The sequence below is a fragment of the Vibrio sp. 2134-1 genome (assembly GCF_033339495.1).
Genome location: NZ_JAWOUS010000019.1, coordinates 35,649 through 54,435, shown reverse-complemented (window position 1 = coordinate 54,435; position 18,787 = coordinate 35,649). Strand labels below are relative to the sequence as shown.

The following is an 18,787-nucleotide window of genomic DNA, read 5'->3' as shown; positions in this document are numbered from 1 at the left end:
GCCTTACTTGGCACCTAAAAATACTTTTAGGTATGGAGCATGTTTGAATTACAGAGAGAGCAGAAATGAAGGTGAAGCCCGACATGAGCTTCACCTAAACCTTTATTCTTCAGAGAACAGATCGCCACCGTGCATGTCGATCATTTCTAGAGCTTTACCGCCACCACGAGCCACACACGTTAGTGGATCTTCCGCGATAACCACAGGAATACCAGTTTCTTCCATTAGCAGACGGTCTAGGTCTTTAAGTAGTGCACCACCACCGGTTAGTACCATACCGTTTTCAGAAATGTCTGAAGCAAGCTCTGGTGGGCACTGTTCTAGTGCAACCATGACTGCTGATACGATGCCAGATAGCGGCTCTTGAAGCGCTTCTAGGATCTCGTTTGAGTTCAAGCTAAAGCTTCGTGGCACACCCTCTGCAAGGTTACGACCGCGAACTTCAATCTCTTGAACTTCATCACCTGGGTAAGCAGAACCGATTTCGTGTTTGATCTTTTCAGCCGTTGCTTCACCAATCAAGCTGCCGTAGTTACGACGTACGTAGTTGATCACAGCTTCATCAAAGCGGTCACCACCGATACGTACAGACGATGAGTAAACCACACCGTTTAGAGAGATAACGGCAACTTCAGTTGTACCACCACCGATATCGACCACCATTGAACCTGTCGGCTCAGATACGCGTAAACCAGCACCAATTGCCGCCGCCATTGGCTCGTCGATTAGGTAAACTTCACGGGCACCAGCACCAAGTGCTGATTCACGAATTGCGCGACGCTCAACTTGGGTAGAACCACAAGGAACACAAACAAGAACACGTGGGCTTGGCTTTAGGATGCTGTTATCGTGCACTTGCTTGATAAAGTGCTGAAGCATTTTTTCGGTTACGTAGAAGTCAGCGATTACGCCGTCTTTCATTGGGCGGATAGCGGAAATGTTGCCAGGTGTACGACCAAGCATCTGTTTTGCTGCGTGACCGACTGCAGCAACGCTTTTTGCAGAACCTACACGATCTTGACGAATAGCAACTACAGAAGGTTCATCAAGGACAATTCCTTGCCCTTTTACGTAAATTAGAGTGTTGGCTGTACCTAAATCGATAGATAGATCGTTAGAAAACATGCCACGAAGTTTCTTAAACATACTCTTCGCTCATCCTGCAAAAATATAGAAGACAAAAATTGCTCTAAATGTACCAATGCCTCGCTGTCACAGCAAGGTATTGGTACACAAACATGAGCAGAAAGCCTCAATTTCTTGCAGTTTCCTAACTTAAGGGCAAAAACCTAAGTTGTTACTGTCCGGTTAACCCTGGCTCACCACGGTAAATCACACGGTCATTACCACGGTGAATACCGAAGGTGACGACGGAGGATGGGTTTTCTTCACCAGCTTTCTTATTGTCCCAGTTGTACTTGAGCCAAGGGACATTGCTTCCATTCGAGTCGAGCCCTAGCCAAACTTCTGTTTGCTGACGAACCGAAGATTGACATGTAGCTAAGTCTTGTTGGGCTTTAATTTTCCGTGTTTTTCCTCCAGAAACAGTAGCATTCCCCTCTAAAAGAACTGAACAATCAGTTCCATCAGCAGGCCAAATTGGTGTTTGTTTCTGAATGAAGTTAATCACTGAGGTATTGTTATCTTCTGCATTAGTTACAAAACGCTCACCGTTCCAAAATTCCACAGAAAGAGGAACTGTCAACTTCTGCCCTTGATATCCCCCCACGTCAGATAACATCATTCGCCCAAACCTAACGGGAGGTTGGCTAGGAAGTACAGCAGATACACTGTAGCTCTCGGAAGAACTATTTTTAAATCTAACAGGGTCTTTACCCGATATTTCAAGACTAAACTCTGTAGCTTTTGAGAGTCGATCATTTGTGTTGAAAGGTCCATTTTCGTCAAGGGGCTTAGTCACATATGCAAAAGCGTCCTGCAAATACCACTGTGAAGTCTCCGATACATCGGGGTTCTCTCGCCAATCACCTAGCGATGTATCAAGAATTAAACTGTTTGATACTTTTCCATCCCCCTGAACGGCAAGCTTAGCTTGATAACCGCCATCAATTAAGTGGTAGTTTTTCAATGGCGCACTACTGCCCATACCGTAGGGGAGTATCGATACTTCTGCCAAATCGAAATTCTGTCCCATATACGAAATGTTTCCTTGATTTTTTGGCGCATCCCATTTCGTTGAATTGATCACAAAGCTATCAGGATAAAAGCGCCCTATCTTACGAGAACCTTTGACCCCTTTATCTCCATCAACTTCTATTGAAGAATAAAAAGCCCCAGTTTCCAAGGCAGACAAACTTATGCTTCCAACCTCTGAATAGGCTAGATCGGAAAAAACATAGCTATAGGCCATTTTTTTATCATCAGACACATTGCGTACCAATGTGCCACTCAAGTTGCCTAAAATACCACCGACTGGAGAATCGAGCGTATACGATAACTCAGCAGACGCCTCAGATAAAAAGTAATTGTGGGTTAACTGTTCTTGCTCGCTACACTCTGGGCTATTGTATTTTAGCGGTGCGACTCGAACAGAAAAGAGCTGACCAGCGGCAACAAAAGCATTACCACTCTTACTGTTACCATTTGCGGAAACATACTCACCTTCAGTGCTCTGAGGGCAAACAGAAAACTTCCATGGACGCGATTTAACAGAAAACTCCCCACTTAAGATACCGCCGTCGATTTGACATTCTTTTGTATCGGGGTCTTTTAGCTCATCAAAACTATCACAATCAAACTCTGAATCCTTTAGGGTTATCGTTGCTTCCCCTGAATCCGTAAACGTAACTGAAGATTTTGCTAGGCCGTCCTTAAAATCTAGACCAGACAGCGAGATAGAACCGGATTGATTCGCTGATGGCATTGTAATTAGAGAAGATACATCATCACCCTTTAATGAATGATTATATTTGAGCACGACCGGAGAAGACGGATCTGACGATGGCGGACACGCAAGTACTCGAACATCTATATCAACAGGTTTGTTTGCAATCATTGAAATAGCAGAGTTATCCCATTCATCTTGATTGCTAGACTTGATATCAAATTTATAAGGGACAAAACTAAAATCGACACTTTTTGAATTATCAGTATCTTCTAGAAGCATGGCTTTAAGCTGATAACGTGTTTTAGCCAAATTAGCATCAAAGTTGTCCACCTTCGCGCTAATCGTAAGCTCGCCATTACGATTGCTTATAAACTTACAACGATCTGCACTACTCGTTATCGAACAAGCATTCCCGCTTCCAACTGATGCTTCTAAAGTAAATGCAACACTATCAGCATCAGGAATAGAAATAATGACTTCTAAACTTTCACCAACAGAGTTGTTTTGAGTAAGGATATCGAATGTTGGGGTGTCCTCGCCACACATCAACGCCAATTGAGTACTTGGCGTTATACCAAGCTCATAGCTATTAACTGGTGCTAGGCAACCTGATGACCGAATTATTTGGGAATGACTATCGAGCTTAATATCCTTTGTCGTCAATGCCCCATAAAACTGAACATTAGAGGTTAGGTATGTGTTACTTTCGTTATAAACCATACCAATAAAAATAGCATTGCTATCCATCTTAAATGGTACCGAACCATTTAACGAACTGTCTTTATGTACATTTATCCTTAAATAGCTGTCATCAGCAAACCAACCGCCATTTTTAACCAAGTCTAGAGAGCTAGATCTATAAATTTCAGGATTTTTAGATGTATTGCTTTGCATTACATCGTCAGAAACAGTGCCAATAAAACTTGCACTTGTCATATAAAGTTTCTTAGTATGGATAACAACCTCTTCACCCTCAGGCACCACTATGGCGCTCTTCCCATTCATGGATATTGATTCAAACCAGTAGGTTCCGTTTTTTAAAATGAGGGTACCACCTTCTTGAATATTAACACTTTTGTATTCCGCGCTACCGCTCAATTCCTTACTTTGGGTATAACCGGTGTATCCAGCTAAATTCAGCGAATTAGCCCCCCCTAAAAAAGCACCCAATGCTTCTTTAGGCTGTATCATCCCTGCATCTCCAACACAGGCTTGCCCATCACAGACTTTCATTGTTTGGGGGTTTGCAACTGATATATTATTCTGTTCAAAGCCAACGAGTCGTTCTCCAGAACTATTTTTTTTTGTACCTATGATTTTAACTGTTGCATTTTGAATACTTAGCGTCCCGTTACCATCGATGATATTATCCTGATCATCATACTCAGCCCAGGTTTGCAAAGGGGAAGTAAAAACTGAACAAATAGGGTTAGGGTTAGCCTTTTCAAACATAAACCAGCCAACTTGCTCATCAGTATGCCCTCTTTCTTTATCTCGCTGCATATCCTCTTCATTAATAAGTGCGACACTTGAAGTTCTGACATCGCATCGACGCAGCCAACCGCCATTGTTACCTTTACGAGAGTTCTTGTTGGCCACTAGAACAGGTGGTTCATCGAAAACTACACCTTCAGGAAAATCGGTGTAAACCTTACACCCATCCAAGACTGGAGAAATAACTGGGTCATCCTTTTTCAAAGTGTATTCCGTCTCACCGTACCCCAACCAAAACTTCAAACCATCCTTAAACCCCTCCCCTTGTCCTGCAACAAAAGCAACGACTTCGGGCTCAGAAACAGGGTTAAAGCTGACATCTAGTTTTTTGTTTCGTAATGTTTTATAAACCTCGGATTTATCTAAGGCAATAACAGCACTCCTTAGTGTTACATCACGAGCCAAAGCTGTTGCCCAATGCTCTGAGATCCCAATATCTTTGTTACTTGTCGTTTGAGTTTGAACTAACACGCCTGGCGTTTTAGTAAAACCTCCTGATAAACCAAAGTCAGAAAAGTTAATTTCAATGCCATCATTTTGCTCGGTCTCATTACAGCCATTCTTCTTGCAACTATAATGTGATGCCACACCGTCCCCGATATAGTCATCCCCAGCTCCAATAGGAAGGGTTCCTGACACAATTTTCGAGCCATTTTCAAGCTCGAGGACACCTTGCTCAATGGCAAAGTAGTCAATTTTACCTACTGGTGTTTTATCCTTATCAATAAAATCAACATCATCATCAGCTTTATCAGCCGGAGCAAAATCTTGATAAATTGTGGCTTCTGATCTGGTTACGTCCTTTACTCCGACGGTAGATGGATATTCTGTAATCCTTTCCCCATCATCTCTAGACGTTAAATTTGCATCAATAACGGGCATAACAAAGACTAGGGGTACCGTATTAAATTTTTTATCGAATTTGATTGTACATTCAGTCCCAGAAGAGCAATCAATCGTGCCAAATTCAAATTTAGGAGAACGATTAATAATGTTAGGATGTTCTGTATTTTCGTGACAACTTAAGGACGTAATTCTCGGAGAGGATGACGAAAGAGCAATATTAGCGCCATTCAATGACGTAAAATCAGCTTCTTCACTCTCAACGAACTCCCAATCGGTTCCAGATTTGATGTAATACGTTGCTAATCCAGCTTTGTGGGCTTCAGCATTTTCAGGATCATAAAAAATCCAAACTTCATAGTCTTCGTTTTTCAACACTTTATTATCAGCAAATATCGCGCTTGCCTTTTCACTTAGTGCATCTGTCCAGAAAACGATTGTTTCCGAGGCTCCATTTTTCTTTTTTGCCGTAACGGTTTCAGACATCTCAGCATTGGTTATTTTAAATTTTATGTCCCACGAATCTTTGTTACTTTTAACGTTACAACTTTGACTGGCCCAAGAGATGCTAGAAAAGAGCAACAATGTAATCATCACTAGTATTTTTTTACGAATCATATAATTCATTCCTTAACCCAAACCTCTTGTTGTCGCTGTACTTGTGCAACCCCGGAACCACAAACTGCTGTGGCTTGCACTCTAAAAAGAGATTCAGCTTCAGAGGTACCTGCGTTAAAGGTACCGATATTTGAACATGTCATAGTATTGATTCGGCAACCCGATCCTTGTGTAATCTGTGTAGGAGGAGGTGTATTCCCGTTTTCAATCTTAGAGCAAACATCAGTGATGACCGAGCCATCTGTGTTTAATGGATAAAGCTGAGTTAGTGCCCACTCATTGGCAGATTGAGCAACAAACCAAGCTTTGGTACCCAAAAAATTTCTCGTTAATGTACTTTGGTTTGACCAACTTACTCTCATCAAAGAAGCAGCTAAGTACCCCATCACAATGATGACAAACAACACGACGATCAGAACACTACCTTGTTGGACATTTCTACGGAACATTGAGCACCTGCACGTCTTGTTGGTAAACACTACGCTCCCCGTTTTGAGTGAACTCTAAATTGATGTGTACAAGACCACCACGTTGCAGCGTTGGTTCTAGATAGTGCATATCACTTACAGAAGTATCGACACTATCCGCGACCGTAATTCCATTGCGCGTGATTTGCTTGTTCTCGAAGCAGTAACGTACTTCAGACTTATCTTGATAGATGTAATGACGACTCGAAATAGAAGAGCCACCAATAGTACTTGCTGCATCACTGACAACAAACACACCATCTCTTTTATCTAAATTACCAACATCCAAACTCTGCGAAGAAGAAGGCTGTAAGTCTTCATAGCGATTTGGATTAATCACCATCCAACGATTCGCTGGAATAGGATTCAATGTAGAGTCATTGCCTAACAGAAACTCTAAGTTGTTATTCGTCAGCGTGTAAAAACCGGAATATTCAATCGGCATAAACTCCAAGCAATTGGTAGCTCCGGTAGGTACATGAAAGCTGTTTGGGACTGCGTGACGAATTTCTCGCGACATTTTCTCTAGCACAAACTGGGCTTGAGTTTGCATACGTTGTCGGTCAACTGTATATGCATAACCTTTCATACCAAGCTGAACATAACCCGCAATACCCAGCATGATAAAACTCCCGATCACAATGGTGACGATCATTTCCATTAAGGTAAAACCACGAGCTTTCATCAGTAGTTCCCTCTTATGGCAGTGAGTGTTAATGGCTGAGTGTTGCTCGCAAAAATAGTAATAGTGATTTTTTTATAGTTAGTGATGCCTGTCGTTTTCGCCGCAGATAAGTTGTCGTACGCAACTCCGACCTCAACACGGAAATTGCGATATTTATCTTCACCGCTCTTTCCTAATACATCAGCAATACTCCCACGCTTCGCACTTTGGCACTGACCTATTGTCGTCGGTGTACTCCAACAACCTATGTAATCATCCACGTCATTAAAAGTACTCGGATTATTAGAAATTTCGCCATATTTTGTATCGACACCCAATGTTGCCGAACAACCGTTAGAGGGGTTATCTGGATGAGGGTTAAAACTAGGCTCCTCACAACGAATAACTCCACCATCAAAATCACTCCACTGGTCAAAGCCACGTGCCAATATTTGCGACATAAAACCCTGCCCTAAGGCTGCTGCACGCATTTGATAATGAGGCATTGCTGAATCACGAATTTGAGGAACTAAAAAAGACGTAAATGCTACCATCGCAATCCCCATAAGAATGATGGCAATGATCATCTCAATAAGCGTCATACCAATATGCTTTCTCATGAACATGCTCCCTCCGAAACATAACCTTGAGGGTTAATCAATACTCGGCACTGGCTTTGGCTGTTTTTATCTTGAATAAGAATAGAAATACCAGCAGAAGAAACATTGAGAGGATTACCCAATAGATCAAATTCAATGGGACTAGAGGCACCATTAATAATAGAAAACTGTGCTGAGTTATCGACAACAACATCGCTTCGAGCATCTCGTTCCTTACTAGCCAGATTGCACGCTGCACTAGATCCTATACAAGTACTCGTAATCGATAGACAAAAGTTTGTGTAGCTAGAGTCCTCTCCAGCTTTGTAGCTACTGGGTAGACATCTTTCAGGATAAGGCTTGTTTGGGATGCTGATATTCGACTGCATACGATTCACCTGCACTTGGCGAATCACAGAAATCACGCGTTCTTGTAATGCATATGCAGAGAAATTGCCAGATCCCATAAAACGGCTGGCTGCAAAAAGTGAAAGGATAGAGAGGAGAACAATCACGAGGATTAACTCCATTAACGTGAACCCTAATGCAGAGCTGCGAATTTTCATAACCCAACCTTAGGCTTAGAACAAGCGAGATAAGTATACGATGAAATTATGAGATTAATGATAGGTTTATAATTTTTCGATTCGAAGTGTGAACAGACGAACAAATAACCAATGTCTAGTTATTTTGCCCTTTTGAACGACCAATTTCTTCTTCAATTCGATCGTAAGTTTCTTTATTGCTCAGCGTTTCAGAAACGTGCTCGGCGGTCTGCTTGGTTTGCTCCCACTTCGCTTCGTAAGTTTCTGGCTCGAAGCTGATAAATCTTGGTAATACCACATAACCGATCACACCTAAGATAATCAGCACAACCACAAACTCTATCGCACTAAGACCCGATGTTTTACGCATATGTACTATTCCGAGATTAATCAAAATAAAGAGATAAAGGCCAGACTAGCTGGCCTTTGACTGAATCTTTAGCTTAAGCCTTGTCATTACATGCAGCAGTTACAACGCTATCTTTACCAGGTGTCACAACTTTAACCGTTGCAGCAGCACTTGATGTTGCTTGAGAGTACTCAACACACTTTTTAGTGTATTTTTCAATACCGAAGTAAATCTTAGTATCAGCGTTTGTATCACCAGTTTTTTCAATAAAATCTTTACCAGAACCAACACCATCTACAACTTTCTCAATGTCGCTTGCTGCTTTAGGGTAACCATAAGCAACTCCAATAGTATCGGTACCAACAGAAATTGAACTATCAGAAGAAGTCTCTACACCTGCAATTGCAGACTTACCATACACAATACCAGATGCACCTGTAATAGCGCCTTTAAGACCTTCTAATGTCGAATCACGAGCATCATCTTGCAGGTTAAGGAAACGTGGTGCTGCAGTTACCGCTAGAATACCTAGGATTACAATTACCACTACCAATTCGATAAGGGTGAAACCACCTTGTCTTTTCATTGTTTACTCTCTCTATGTAAGCATGCAGTACAACTGCAAAGTTTCGTTTAGGTCACGCGACCATTTTGGATATTGTCAAAACGGTTTGGGGCAGCAACCTTCACTAAAACTGACCGTGAAGTGGATACTGTATCTACCGCTTGAGCAGAATGACGATTCGCCATTATTCAGTTCATGCTGCAATGAGAAAAACACATTATTGTTTACCCACGATTACAGCCTGTTACTTATGGTAATGATTGCATTATACCGACTTTCATTACCAATTATAGTAATTAGGTGTCAAAAAATTCACTCCGCCGACATTTCGACGTCTATTTTCAGTTGATTAGCAGTTGAGATAACTACAATCGACTGACCATTTTCATAAGTGTAGTGACAGACATAACGATCAGTTTTGATGGCTCCACTGATATCTATTAACTTGTTGGTCATTATTTTACGTTGGGGGTAATGCACCGCTAGCCAATAACCACAATCTAATACACCTTGCTGAGTAAAGGGAGACACTAACCCGCCCTCAGTCATAGTAAGGTTTAAGCCATCTATCAGCATATGTTCTGGCTCGCCTTGTACTAGCCAAGCTTGACGATAACGCTGAACACTATCTTGCATCCAAACTCTCGCTAACTTCGCTCCAGTTACTTGTGCTTGCTCGGTCACAGGACGTAATTTGACCGCCAAACCCACCGCCATAATCGTAGCAATAACCCCAAACACAATAAGCGTTGCTCGGCTTTGATTTTCAACCACGCATTAGCCGCCTTTGATGATGTCGAGCATTCCCCACATTGGTAGGAAGATACCCAATGCCAGCACCATGACCATGCCTGCGACAATCACCAAAAGTAATGGTTCTATTCTTGCGGTCAGTGTTTTTAGATCGTAATCGACTTCTCGATCGTAAAAATCCGACACTTCCAGCAGCAGCTCATCAATACGACCAGTTTCTTCACCTACTGCAATCATCTGAATCACCAATGGGGTGAATATTTTACTGTTGATGGCCGTCACTGAAATGGTGCTACCCGCTTCAATCGCGGACTTCATCTCAAGAATTCGGTTTTCTAAAAAACGGTTCCCTAAGGCTTCCCCGGCCAAAGCCAAAGACTGGTTAAGTGGCACCCCTGATTTCAGCATCAACGAAAAGGTTCTGGCAAAACGAGAAAGCTGCGCACGATTAACGATATCGCCTACAATTGGCAGCCGAAGCCGAAACTTATCGAACTTCTCCCGACCATCAGCCGTCGCCACCCACGCTCTGAACACCGTAAACGCGCCAATCATTGCCACAACCAGCAACACCCAATAATTAACAAAGAAATTAGAAGTCGCGATCAAAATACGCGTCGGCAATGGTAGCTCCACCCCAAAGCGCATGAACATCGATGCAAACTCAGGGATCACCAAGATATTCAATACAAACATGGCAATGGTGATAAAGATAATGACAAACGTCGGATAACGCATCGCCGCTTTAATGCGTTTACGAGTCTCAAGTTCCTGTTCGTAGTAATTCGCCAGTTGCAATAGCGCTTGGTCAAGCCGACCCGTATTCTCACCGACGTTGATCATAGAAACGAACAGTGGGCTGAATACTTTACTGTGTTGCTGCATCGCAGAAGACAAACCTCGGCCATTACTCAGTTCAGAAACGACATCTTCTAGCGCCTCTTTAAGCTGTTTGTTTTCGCAATTTTGCAACAAGCCACGCATAGAGCGCAGCAAAGGTACGCCAGCTTTAGTCAAACTAAACAACTGGCGAGAGAAAAGAATAATTACTTCCAACGGAATAGCAGGCACAAACAGCTTAGATAAGCTCACTTGGCTTTTTGCCGACTCTTTCTCTAAACGTACATTGAGCGGGATGACTCCTTTATTCATCAATGCTTCCGCCGCAGCTTCTGAGTTCACTGCTTCGATTTTGCCGTTAGTGGATGAGCCGTCTAGCGTGCGGCCTTGATAACGAAAAGTTGGCATTCACTTACCTATATGAAAATGGGATCAGTCTTACCAGAAGCATCACCCTCACCTAGGGTCATCACTTCATCCAAACTGACGGTGCCTTGTAGCGCCAGTTCCATTGCAGAAGCAAGCAGTGGCTTATAGTTTTCTGAGCGGCGCGCGGCTTGCGCAAAGCCAACCGCATCATTGGCGCGCAATTTATCCATCATCTCTTGCTCAAGTTCGAGCATTTCAAACACACCGATTCGGCCTCGATAACCAGTCAAGTTACAGTTTTGGCAACCTGCGCCTTTATAAAAAATGGTGCTAACTTGATTTGGGAAACGCCCAGCTAACCACTGCTGACGAGACTCATCTAAGTGGTCTTCTGTTTTACAATCTGGGCAAACTCGGCGCACAAGACGCTGCGCCACCACGGCTCTGACTGCACTAGCAACCAAGTAACCCGGCGCACCCATATCGATCATACGTAACGCACTGTCGACAGCATCGTTGGTGTGGAGAGTACTCAATACTAAGTGACCCGTTAGTGCAGCTCGCAGACCAATTTCTACCGTCTCTTGATCACGCATCTCACCAACAAGAATGATGTCTGGGTCTTGACGTAAAAAGGTTCTCAGAACACGCGAGAAAGTTAGATCGATCTTACTGTTAACCTGTACCTGAGTGATGCGAGGCAGACGATATTCAACCGGGTCCTCTGCTGTAATGATCTTTTTCCCAGGTTCGTTGAGCTCACTCAATGCGCCGTAAAGCGTGGTGGTTTTACCTGAACCTGTCGGCCCGGTAACCAAAATCATGCCGTGCGGACGCGCCAACTGTCGACGTAAGCGAGCAAGCAAGTCTGGCGGCAAGCCCGACTCTTCTAACGGACGCAAACCTGCGGACTGGTTAAGCAGACGCATTACCACAGATTCTCCGTACTGCGTTGGTAACGTCGACATACGAATATCAATTGATTGGCCACGAACTTTGATATTGAATCGGCCATCTTGCGGCAAGCGCTTTTCAGAAATATCTAGGTGTGCCATCAACTTCAGTCGAAGAACCAAAGCCGATGCAATATTCACTTCATTTAAGAGCGTTTCATGCAATACGCCATCAATACGCTGGCGCAAACGCAACACTTGATCGTCTGGCTCAATATGAATATCCGAAGCTCCAACCTGTACCGCATCTTCAAACATGGAATTAACCAGCTTTACAACGGTAACCTCTTCACTATCGGCTTCATCAATACCGTAATCAAAGCTTTGTACATCTTTATGCTCTTCATGCAGCTGCTCAGCAAAGGAGGCGATCTCTTTAGTACGGCGGTAATAGCGGTCAAAGCTTGAAATGAGCTGACGCTCTGAAGCCACAATGAACTCAAGGTTGTATTGGCCCAACAAGTTCATCAATGATTCTTGGATGAACAAATCCGCTGGGTCACTCATAGCAACGCGCAGTGTGTCCCCATTTCGAGCAACGACCATCGCACGTAAGCGACGTGCGTGTACCTCAGGTAAAATCTGCACGGCTTCGGCATCCACAGGCGCACGCCCAAGATCGATCAGTGGCAAACCAAGCTGCTGAGACAAGAAGTCCAACATTTGCTTTTCGGTAATAAAACCAAGGTCAATTAACGCATCCCCTAGCTTCTGCCCGGTACTGCGTTGTGCGTTTAGTGCTTGCTGGATTTGTTCTTCAGAGACGATACCTTCCTCAACCAGAAGATCGCCCAAGCGTTTTCTCAACTGAATTTTCATTGTGCGCTCTCCAACTCTTTCAAGATGCTCAAACGGTCACGGATAAATGCTTGCGATTGATTCGAAATGCCAACTTTACCCAGAGCTTGGTTGTAAGAGTTAATCGCGGCAGTAAAAGCCAGGGCGCGCTCTTGTTGAATAGCCAAACCTAACCACCAGCGCGCGTTTTCCGGCTCACGCTGAGTGAGGAGTTGATAGCTCTCAAGCGCAATGTCATTTTGCTTGTGTTTTTGTGCCAATGCCGCACGCATCGCCAAGTAATCTCGACTTGGTACTGGAGGCAAATGAACAAGCGGGCTCAGCGCCGCTTCAGGTTGATTAGCTTTCACTAACAACTTAGACAAGGCCAAGCGGAGTACTTGGTTGTTCGTATCTAGGTTGATGCCTTCTTGAATAATCTCATATGCTTTACGCGTGTCACCTTTACCAAAGTACAACGCTGATAACTTTTGACGCGTGTCTGCATTCATTGGCTCATAACGCAACGCCTCGGCATAAGCCGATAACGCTGTTTGCATATCGTTAGCATCGAGTGCCTTTTCCGCTCGACTAACAGCCTTAAGGGAAAGCTGACGATGTGTAAGCTCAACCTGCTCAATACTCATTGAACTGTTTTCTGCTGTCGTGTGGGTTACGTGATCGTATTGTTCCTCGCTCGGCATCGTTGCTAACTGCGCGAGTAAAACTGAATCATCAGAGGCGATATTTATCTCAGCTCTTGGCGTGAACCTATCAGTCTCTTGCATGTGAAGCTGTTGCGTTACCGGCTGTGTGGTTGGTTTAGTGTAAACCACTTGAGTTGTATCGGGCGTCATTTTACTCGTTGGCGAGTGAGTGCGCTCCGATGAAACAATTGGTGAGACATTCACAGACGACAGTGGCATAGCGTCGGTTTGAAACTGTGATAGCTCGCCTGAAGGGACAGGACCGCGAGAGACCGCCCAGCTACCAACCGCAAGGCTTAACGAAAAACCGGCGACAAGCCAAAGCCAAGGTTTACTGCGTGAGACACTTGGAATCTCCGCACGAGTAAGCTCTGACGGCGATGTTTTTTCAGCAAGTTCTGATAATGCTTTATTGATGGCACTCAAGGTTGACTCCATCCCCAAAATACGGGTGTTTTAAACTTAGGTTTACGGGCATCAAACGTATCGTGCATAGCGGCGTAAACGTGATGATTTTTTAATAGTGTGCAACGATCATTAAATGCAGCAAGCAACGACTTGTGGCTAATTTGGTTTATCAAGCGCGGAATCCCCATGGATGAACGCCAAATCGCTTTTTTCTGTTCAATAGAAAAAATGTGCGCCCCATTGCCTGCTTTATCTAAACGATTATTGATGTAAGCCACGCCTTCATCGATAGAGAGAGGACGTAACTGGCAGCTAAACGTAATGCGTTGACGAAATTGCCTTAGCTCATGGTTAGCCAATCTTTCATCCAACTCAGGTTGTCCGAATAACACCAATTGAATGAGCTTATCTTGTTCCGTTTCTAGGTTGCCAAATAGACGCAATGTTTCTAAAGCTTGTGGGGAAAGAGCTTGCGCTTCATCAACGATCAAGACGGTTTTCTTTCCCAAGGCATGTACTTGAATCAAGTGCTCTTGAATGAGGGAAACGATGCGCAGCGGATCATCGTTCTCGATACCTAACTCTCTGGCGACAGCAAACTGCAACTGTTCCCCATTCAACACTGGATTGGGTAAGTAAATAAGCTCAACTTCAGATTCAATCTGCTCGATCAGCTTACGGCATACCATGGTTTTTCCAGTGCCGACTTCTCCCGTCACCTTAATCACCCCTTCTCCCATTTGCACGGCAGCTAGGATGGTTTGGATCGCCTCATAGTGAGGGACTAACCCCAAGAACATTTCGGTATTTGGGGTTAACGAAAAAGGCTGAACTCGGAACCCAAAGTGTGACAAGTACATACTCGAATCACAAACCTATTGAAAAACAGAACCTTTCCCAGCGCTTATTGCGCATCTGGGAACCACTCTTGCAGCAGATCACGAGAGCGCTCTAGCTCTTTCTGCCAAGAGTTCACGCCAACTACGGTCGGTTTTAGCAAGATGACCAATTCTGTTTTCTCAGTTACGTTATTCACGTTGCGGAACAAGTGCCCCAGTGCTGGTACATCGCCCAAAAATGGGACTTTAGAAACAAGCTCACGATTTTGCTGTTTCATCAACCCGCCGATAACCACAACATCGCCATCTTTAGCACGAATAACCGAGTCTGATTCACGAATAGAGCTTTTCGCTAATGGCAGTTGGATGTTTTGGAAATCTCCGCCCAAGTTCAATTGCTTCACTTCTTCCGTGACTTCAATAACTGCGGGGTGAACATGCAGGAACACATTGCCTTTGTTATCAATTTGCGGAGTCACATCGAGGGAAATACCCGAGAAGAATGGCGTCAGTTCCACTTCAGGAACTGCATTTGAGTTTTCACCGTTGCCTGCATTGCTCGATAGCTCGGTAACAAAGTACTCATCGGTACCCACTTTGATGACAGATTTTTGGTTGTTGGCAGCGGTAATACGAGGGCTAGAAAGGACGTTCAAGTCACCTTGCGTAGACATGAAGCTCAATACAGCATTGAAGTTACCATCCGAAATAGTCACGTTAGTTTGACCGCCCAATAGCGTGCCAATCGCATCCAATGGTGGTAATGTCGACGCAGGGCGGTTGACTACGATACTACCCGAGTTACCAATTGACGCCGATAAGTTTGACCAGTTGATGCCTTGTTGGTAGCCATCATTCAACGTCACTTCTAGGATTTTAGCTTCAAGAATGACCTGGCGCTGCATGCGCTCCTGCGATACACCTAAGAACTCGCGTACTTCGCGAATATCATCTGGAAATGCTCGAACCGTAATAACTCCCGCTTGTGGCGTTACAACCACACTTTGCCCTTTGCCTGAACCAATTAGATTCGCAACAGCTTGCTGCAGCATCGGCCAGAAGTCACTTTCAGTGATGGTTTCGATGCGTGTACCACCCGTAGATGTGGTCGAGCTATCGTTGTTGTTTCCATTGTTAGAGTCTGACGAGTCAGAACTGTCTGAGCTACCACCAGAATTAGACGTACCAGCCGAGGTTACAGAGCCCGTAACAATGCTGGTTAATGAGCGACCAGAACGCTTGAACTGCAGGTAATCGACTGGAATGGTCACCGTACGCATACCTGCTGGGTAGATTTGAATAACTTTGCCAGACTTCACCACGTCATAGCCATACATATTCTGTACGACATTCAGAACTTCATCCAATGTCACATCTGACAAGTTGACGGTGATATTACCTTGTACCGATGGGTGAATCGCCACGCTGTACTCAGTGCCTTTCACTAATGAGGCGAAAAAGCTTCTTGCATCGACCGCATTCGCCTGAATACGAAAACGCTTCGAGGTGCCTTGCTCTGATGCAACGTTCGAGTCTAAATTTGGCATCAAGTCTGCCTCAACAGAAGAAGGGATTTCTTCCAATGTGCGGCTGTTCGCTTGATTGATCGATTCATTGAGCGCTTCTTTAACTTCCACTGGATTCCGATGACCCATTGAACATCCCATTAAAGAAGCAATCGTTATTCCTACAACTAATTTGCGCATATCTGATCGGGCTCTGGTTATTATTGTTTTACGTTTAAATCAAAAAGCTCTAGGTCCCACTGACGGTTACCACGCTTTAAAGTTACAAATTCACTATTAATGCTCGCGACGCGATAACCCTTAAATAGCTCGCCTTTTTCGACAAGTTTGTTATCCATAATCGCGATACAATCAGTACTTGGCTTACACACAATACTGTTGAGCTTAGGCAGTCGATACCGTTTAACTTTTGGTTTCGCTGACGTTTCAACCGCTGGCTTTTCCCAACCAAGTGGGGCCGTTGGATCCTGGTTTGCCCAAGCGGTTCCTGCCGCTGCCATAACAAGCAATGAGATGATGAGTTTGTTAACCACCAATAAACTCCTCTCTAGATCCTAGTGTGTAGACTTCTAACACAAGCTTCGCTTTCGGGTACTCTTCGACTTTATAACTAAAGCTGCGCCAGTAATAACTCGCAGGAAGGCTCTCCAATTTATTCAGATAATTAGCAATAGAAAAATAGTCACCAGTCAGTTCCATACGAACAGGATGCACGTAGTAACCAGAGTATTGCGATGCTTCTTTATCTTCCGTTATTGGCTCAGATGGCAAGGTTTGCAGAGACAAAAGGTGAATGCCACTTTGCTGCTCCAACACATTTTCAAGCAGCTCAGCCATTTGCGAAGGTGTAATAAGATGCTCGATGATCTCCGCTAATTGCATCGAAAGATGCTGACTCTCAGCTAACAGATTAGATATCGCGCGATCAATCTCAGCATTTGGATCTTTCTTAAGTTGCGCCTGAATACGTAGCGTATCGATTTCAATCTTTTGATTGGCTTGCTTTAAATTACTTAGTTGCCTCTCATTACTGATGATCTCGTTAAGCTTTGGCTCCAATACCAGCGTAAAGAGCAACATGATCACGACAACTAAACCGCACAATGCAGTGAGCACTTTTTCACGCGTACTCATTTCGCCAAAGCGCCCTTCTAATGAGAGCCAGAATTCGTTCATTTCTCTTTATCCTCGCGCGTTTTTAGTTCAAACGTCACAATATCCTTATCATTTCGACCTATTTTGACGTCGTCAAACGTTCGGCCAACCAAGTTAATTTCATTTTTAAATTGGCTGACCCAATTTGGCACTGAGCTCGGTTTTTTCGCTAGTCCCTTCAGGTCTAAGGTATGGGTATTGATTCGAATTTCGGACAAAGAAATTTCTTGGTTTCCTAGCTTCGCTAATGATTGCATCACGCCAGAGTAACCCGTGCGTTGCGAGTCATCGTATTTCCCGACAGCTTTAAGCGAGTCTCGCTTCGCCTTGACTTCACGCTCTAAGCGGGCTTTAGCTGCCAGCTTATTATTGTCAGGTTGATGTTTACGTAGCTTGACTTGATAACGTTCAAGCTCTGACTTCATGATATCGCCTTTACTTTTTACAATAGCAATCTCATCTTCCAAACCGCTGCTCTGCCAAGTGACATAACCGTAAGAAAATAGAATTGCAGCCGCCGCAACGCCCCAAGATAACGCGATATTTTTTAGCGTCAGGAGCTCTTTTTTCGGTTTTAAGTAATCGGGATATAAGTTGACGCGTCGAGTATTTGAAGTAGCCGCAGTGTCAGCCAAAACATGTCCTGATAGCTCATGTTCTGGTGGTAATAACGGTGAAACCTTAGTACTTAAACGGTAGTTCAGAGCCTGAACAAGCTCGCTCTCATCCTCTTCATCACAGCACACTTTCAATTGATGTAATTGCACGTGGCGTAACTGAGATGAAAGATAGTCAATCGAACGTTGCAGTTCTAACGACAGACTGTCCATCTGTAAATCGCTAGACGGAACCCCCGTTAACGGTGGCGTCACACTGCGAATAGAGCGGTGGAACGCAATAGTATTTTCGACAAAAGCGCTTATACGGAAATGACCACGCACACTGCGTTGTAATAATAGGAAGTTTCCTAGTTCACCAGCAGTCTCTCCCCAAATATCGTCTTCAGGAAGAATGGCTTCTAATGGTAACTGGGCTCGACTGGCCAGTAACACAATCTTATCCAATATTTTTCGCGATAAGACGTATGCTTGCACTTTGGTTGAATTCGGTAACTCGACCGCATCGGCAATAATGTCGATAGCACGCTCAGAGATCAGTTCTTTCAACAAAAACGGTAATGCGGCTGGCCATTCTTGACGCGGCATGACCGGTTTGTCGATTTGGTACATCTGGTAATAGTTATGAGAAAGAACAACCGTTAATGAATCATACGCACTCGCTGCAACGCTCAATGCTTGCTCAACGGCTTTTTCCCAATTGGACTCAGAAATATCAAATTGGTATGGACGACTACTTTTGATTGAAGATGATAAATAAACGGCGTCTGGCTGAATAACCAAAAAGCAGGAGCGACCACCACTAGATGATCGCTTAAGCTTGTCGAATAGTGCTTTGAAATCCATGATTA

17 protein-coding genes are annotated in these 18,787 nt (G+C 44.0%); all 17 read right to left on the bottom strand.

Annotated features, from left to right (window positions below):
• Nucleotides 1–102 precede the first annotated feature (102 nt).
• On the bottom strand, nt 103–1,146 hold the full coding sequence (locus R7R78_RS18900) for a rod shape-determining protein (protein WP_005381144.1): 1,044 nt from the start codon (nt 1,144–1,146) through the stop codon (nt 103–105).
• Nucleotides 1,147–1,297: 151 nt separating this feature from the next.
• Nucleotides 1,298–5,803 carry a DUF6701 domain-containing protein gene (locus tag R7R78_RS18895; RefSeq protein WP_225474131.1) on the bottom strand — a complete coding sequence of 1,502 codons (4,506 nt, stop codon included), beginning with the start codon at nt 5,801–5,803 and terminating at the stop codon, nt 1,298–1,300.
• A gap of 5 nt (nt 5,804–5,808) precedes the next feature.
• Nucleotides 5,809–6,252, bottom strand: a complete 444-nt coding sequence (locus tag R7R78_RS18890) for an MSHA biogenesis protein MshP (protein ID WP_225474130.1) — start codon at nt 6,250–6,252, stop codon at nt 5,809–5,811.
• The gene (locus R7R78_RS18885) at nt 6,242–6,955 is read right to left on the bottom strand and encodes a PilW family protein (protein ID WP_225474129.1); all 714 of its coding nucleotides are present in this window, start codon (nt 6,953–6,955) and stop codon (nt 6,242–6,244) included. The genes R7R78_RS18890 and R7R78_RS18885 overlap by 11 nt, the downstream gene beginning before the upstream one ends.
• Entirely contained in the window at nt 6,955–7,554 is a 600-nt protein-coding gene (locus R7R78_RS18880) for a prepilin-type N-terminal cleavage/methylation domain-containing protein (RefSeq protein WP_225474128.1), read from the bottom strand. Before R7R78_RS18880 ends, R7R78_RS18885 begins: the two co-directional genes overlap by 1 nt.
• Nucleotides 7,551–8,099 (bottom strand): type II secretion system protein, encoded by a 549-nt coding sequence (locus R7R78_RS18875; RefSeq protein WP_225474127.1) that lies wholly within the window; start codon nt 8,097–8,099, stop codon nt 7,551–7,553. The genes R7R78_RS18880 and R7R78_RS18875 overlap by 4 nt, the downstream gene beginning before the upstream one ends.
• 115 nt (nt 8,100–8,214) lie before the next feature.
• Nucleotides 8,215–8,448 carry a type II secretion system protein gene (locus R7R78_RS18870; protein WP_064368798.1) on the bottom strand — a complete coding sequence of 78 codons (234 nt, stop codon included), beginning with the start codon at nt 8,446–8,448 and terminating at the stop codon, nt 8,215–8,217.
• Nucleotides 8,449–8,521: 73 nt separating this feature from the next.
• A complete protein-coding gene (locus R7R78_RS18865) occupies nt 8,522–9,013 on the bottom strand; it encodes a type II secretion system protein (protein WP_170890900.1) in 492 nt (163 codons plus the stop codon).
• Nucleotides 9,014–9,304: 291 nt separating this feature from the next.
• Nucleotides 9,305–9,766 (bottom strand): MSHA biogenesis protein MshF, encoded by a 462-nt coding sequence (locus R7R78_RS18860; protein ID WP_225474126.1) that lies wholly within the window; start codon nt 9,764–9,766, stop codon nt 9,305–9,307.
• A gap of 3 nt (nt 9,767–9,769) precedes the next feature.
• Entirely contained in the window at nt 9,770–10,993 is a 1,224-nt protein-coding gene (locus R7R78_RS18855) for a type II secretion system F family protein (RefSeq protein ID WP_225474125.1), read from the bottom strand.
• 8 nt (nt 10,994–11,001) lie between these two features.
• Nucleotides 11,002–12,726, bottom strand: a complete 1,725-nt coding sequence (locus tag R7R78_RS18850) for a GspE/PulE family protein (protein ID WP_005381188.1) — start codon at nt 12,724–12,726, stop codon at nt 11,002–11,004.
• Entirely contained in the window at nt 12,723–13,829 is a 1,107-nt protein-coding gene (locus R7R78_RS18845; RefSeq protein WP_406707381.1) for a tetratricopeptide repeat protein, read from the bottom strand. Before R7R78_RS18845 ends, R7R78_RS18850 begins: the two co-directional genes overlap by 4 nt.
• Nucleotides 13,814–14,659 carry an ExeA family protein gene (locus tag R7R78_RS18840; protein WP_005381192.1) on the bottom strand — a complete coding sequence of 282 codons (846 nt, stop codon included), beginning with the start codon at nt 14,657–14,659 and terminating at the stop codon, nt 13,814–13,816. Before R7R78_RS18840 ends, R7R78_RS18845 begins: the two co-directional genes overlap by 16 nt.
• A 44-nt stretch (nt 14,660–14,703) precedes the next feature.
• A complete protein-coding gene (gene mshL / locus R7R78_RS18835; RefSeq protein ID WP_005388471.1) occupies nt 14,704–16,344 on the bottom strand; it encodes a pilus (MSHA type) biogenesis protein MshL in 1,641 nt (546 codons plus the stop codon).
• 20 nt (nt 16,345–16,364) lie between these two features.
• Nucleotides 16,365–16,697, bottom strand: a complete 333-nt coding sequence (locus tag R7R78_RS18830; RefSeq protein WP_005381196.1) for a hypothetical protein — start codon at nt 16,695–16,697, stop codon at nt 16,365–16,367.
• Nucleotides 16,690–17,340 (bottom strand): type II secretion system protein GspM, encoded by a 651-nt coding sequence (gene gspM / locus R7R78_RS18825; protein WP_005381197.1) that lies wholly within the window; start codon nt 17,338–17,340, stop codon nt 16,690–16,692. The genes R7R78_RS18830 and gspM overlap by 8 nt, the downstream gene beginning before the upstream one ends.
• Nucleotides 17,337–18,782 carry an MSHA biogenesis protein MshI gene (locus tag R7R78_RS18820; protein ID WP_225474123.1) on the bottom strand — a complete coding sequence of 482 codons (1,446 nt, stop codon included), beginning with the start codon at nt 18,780–18,782 and terminating at the stop codon, nt 17,337–17,339. Before R7R78_RS18820 ends, gspM begins: the two co-directional genes overlap by 4 nt.
• Nucleotides 18,783–18,787: the final 5 nt, after the last annotated feature.

Excerpts from the sequence above, each read along its gene's own strand:
- R7R78_RS18900 (WP_005381144.1), bottom strand. The coding sequence starts at position 1,146 with ATGTTTAAGAAACTTCGTGGCATGTTTTCTAACGATCTATCTATCGAT.
- R7R78_RS18895 (WP_225474131.1), bottom strand. The coding sequence starts at position 5,803 with ATGATTCGTAAAAAAATACTAGTGATGATTACATTGTTGCTCTTTTCT.
- R7R78_RS18890 (WP_225474130.1), bottom strand. The coding sequence starts at position 6,252 with ATGTTCCGTAGAAATGTCCAACAAGGTAGTGTTCTGATCGTCGTGTTG.
- R7R78_RS18885 (WP_225474129.1), bottom strand. The coding sequence starts at position 6,955 with ATGAAAGCTCGTGGTTTTACCTTAATGGAAATGATCGTCACCATTGTG.
- R7R78_RS18880 (WP_225474128.1), bottom strand. The coding sequence starts at position 7,554 with ATGAGAAAGCATATTGGTATGACGCTTATTGAGATGATCATTGCCATC.
- R7R78_RS18875 (WP_225474127.1), bottom strand. The coding sequence starts at position 8,099 with ATGAAAATTCGCAGCTCTGCATTAGGGTTCACGTTAATGGAGTTAATC.
- R7R78_RS18870 (WP_064368798.1), bottom strand. The coding sequence starts at position 8,448 with ATGCGTAAAACATCGGGTCTTAGTGCGATAGAGTTTGTGGTTGTGCTG.
- R7R78_RS18865 (WP_170890900.1), bottom strand. The coding sequence starts at position 9,013 with ATGAAAAGACAAGGTGGTTTCACCCTTATCGAATTGGTAGTGGTAATT.
- R7R78_RS18855 (WP_225474125.1), bottom strand. The coding sequence starts at position 10,993 with ATGCCAACTTTTCGTTATCAAGGCCGCACGCTAGACGGCTCATCCACT.
- R7R78_RS18850 (WP_005381188.1), bottom strand. The coding sequence starts at position 12,726 with ATGAAAATTCAGTTGAGAAAACGCTTGGGCGATCTTCTGGTTGAGGAA.
- R7R78_RS18845 (WP_406707381.1), bottom strand. The coding sequence starts at position 13,829 with ATGGAGTCAACCTTGAGTGCCATCAATAAAGCATTATCAGAACTTGCT.
- R7R78_RS18840 (WP_005381192.1), bottom strand. The coding sequence starts at position 14,659 with ATGTACTTGTCACACTTTGGGTTCCGAGTTCAGCCTTTTTCGTTAACC.
- mshL (WP_005388471.1), bottom strand. The coding sequence starts at position 16,344 with ATGCGCAAATTAGTTGTAGGAATAACGATTGCTTCTTTAATGGGATGT.
- gspM (WP_005381197.1), bottom strand. The coding sequence starts at position 17,340 with ATGAACGAATTCTGGCTCTCATTAGAAGGGCGCTTTGGCGAAATGAGT.
- R7R78_RS18820 (WP_225474123.1), bottom strand. The coding sequence starts at position 18,782 with ATGGATTTCAAAGCACTATTCGACAAGCTTAAGCGATCATCTAGTGGT.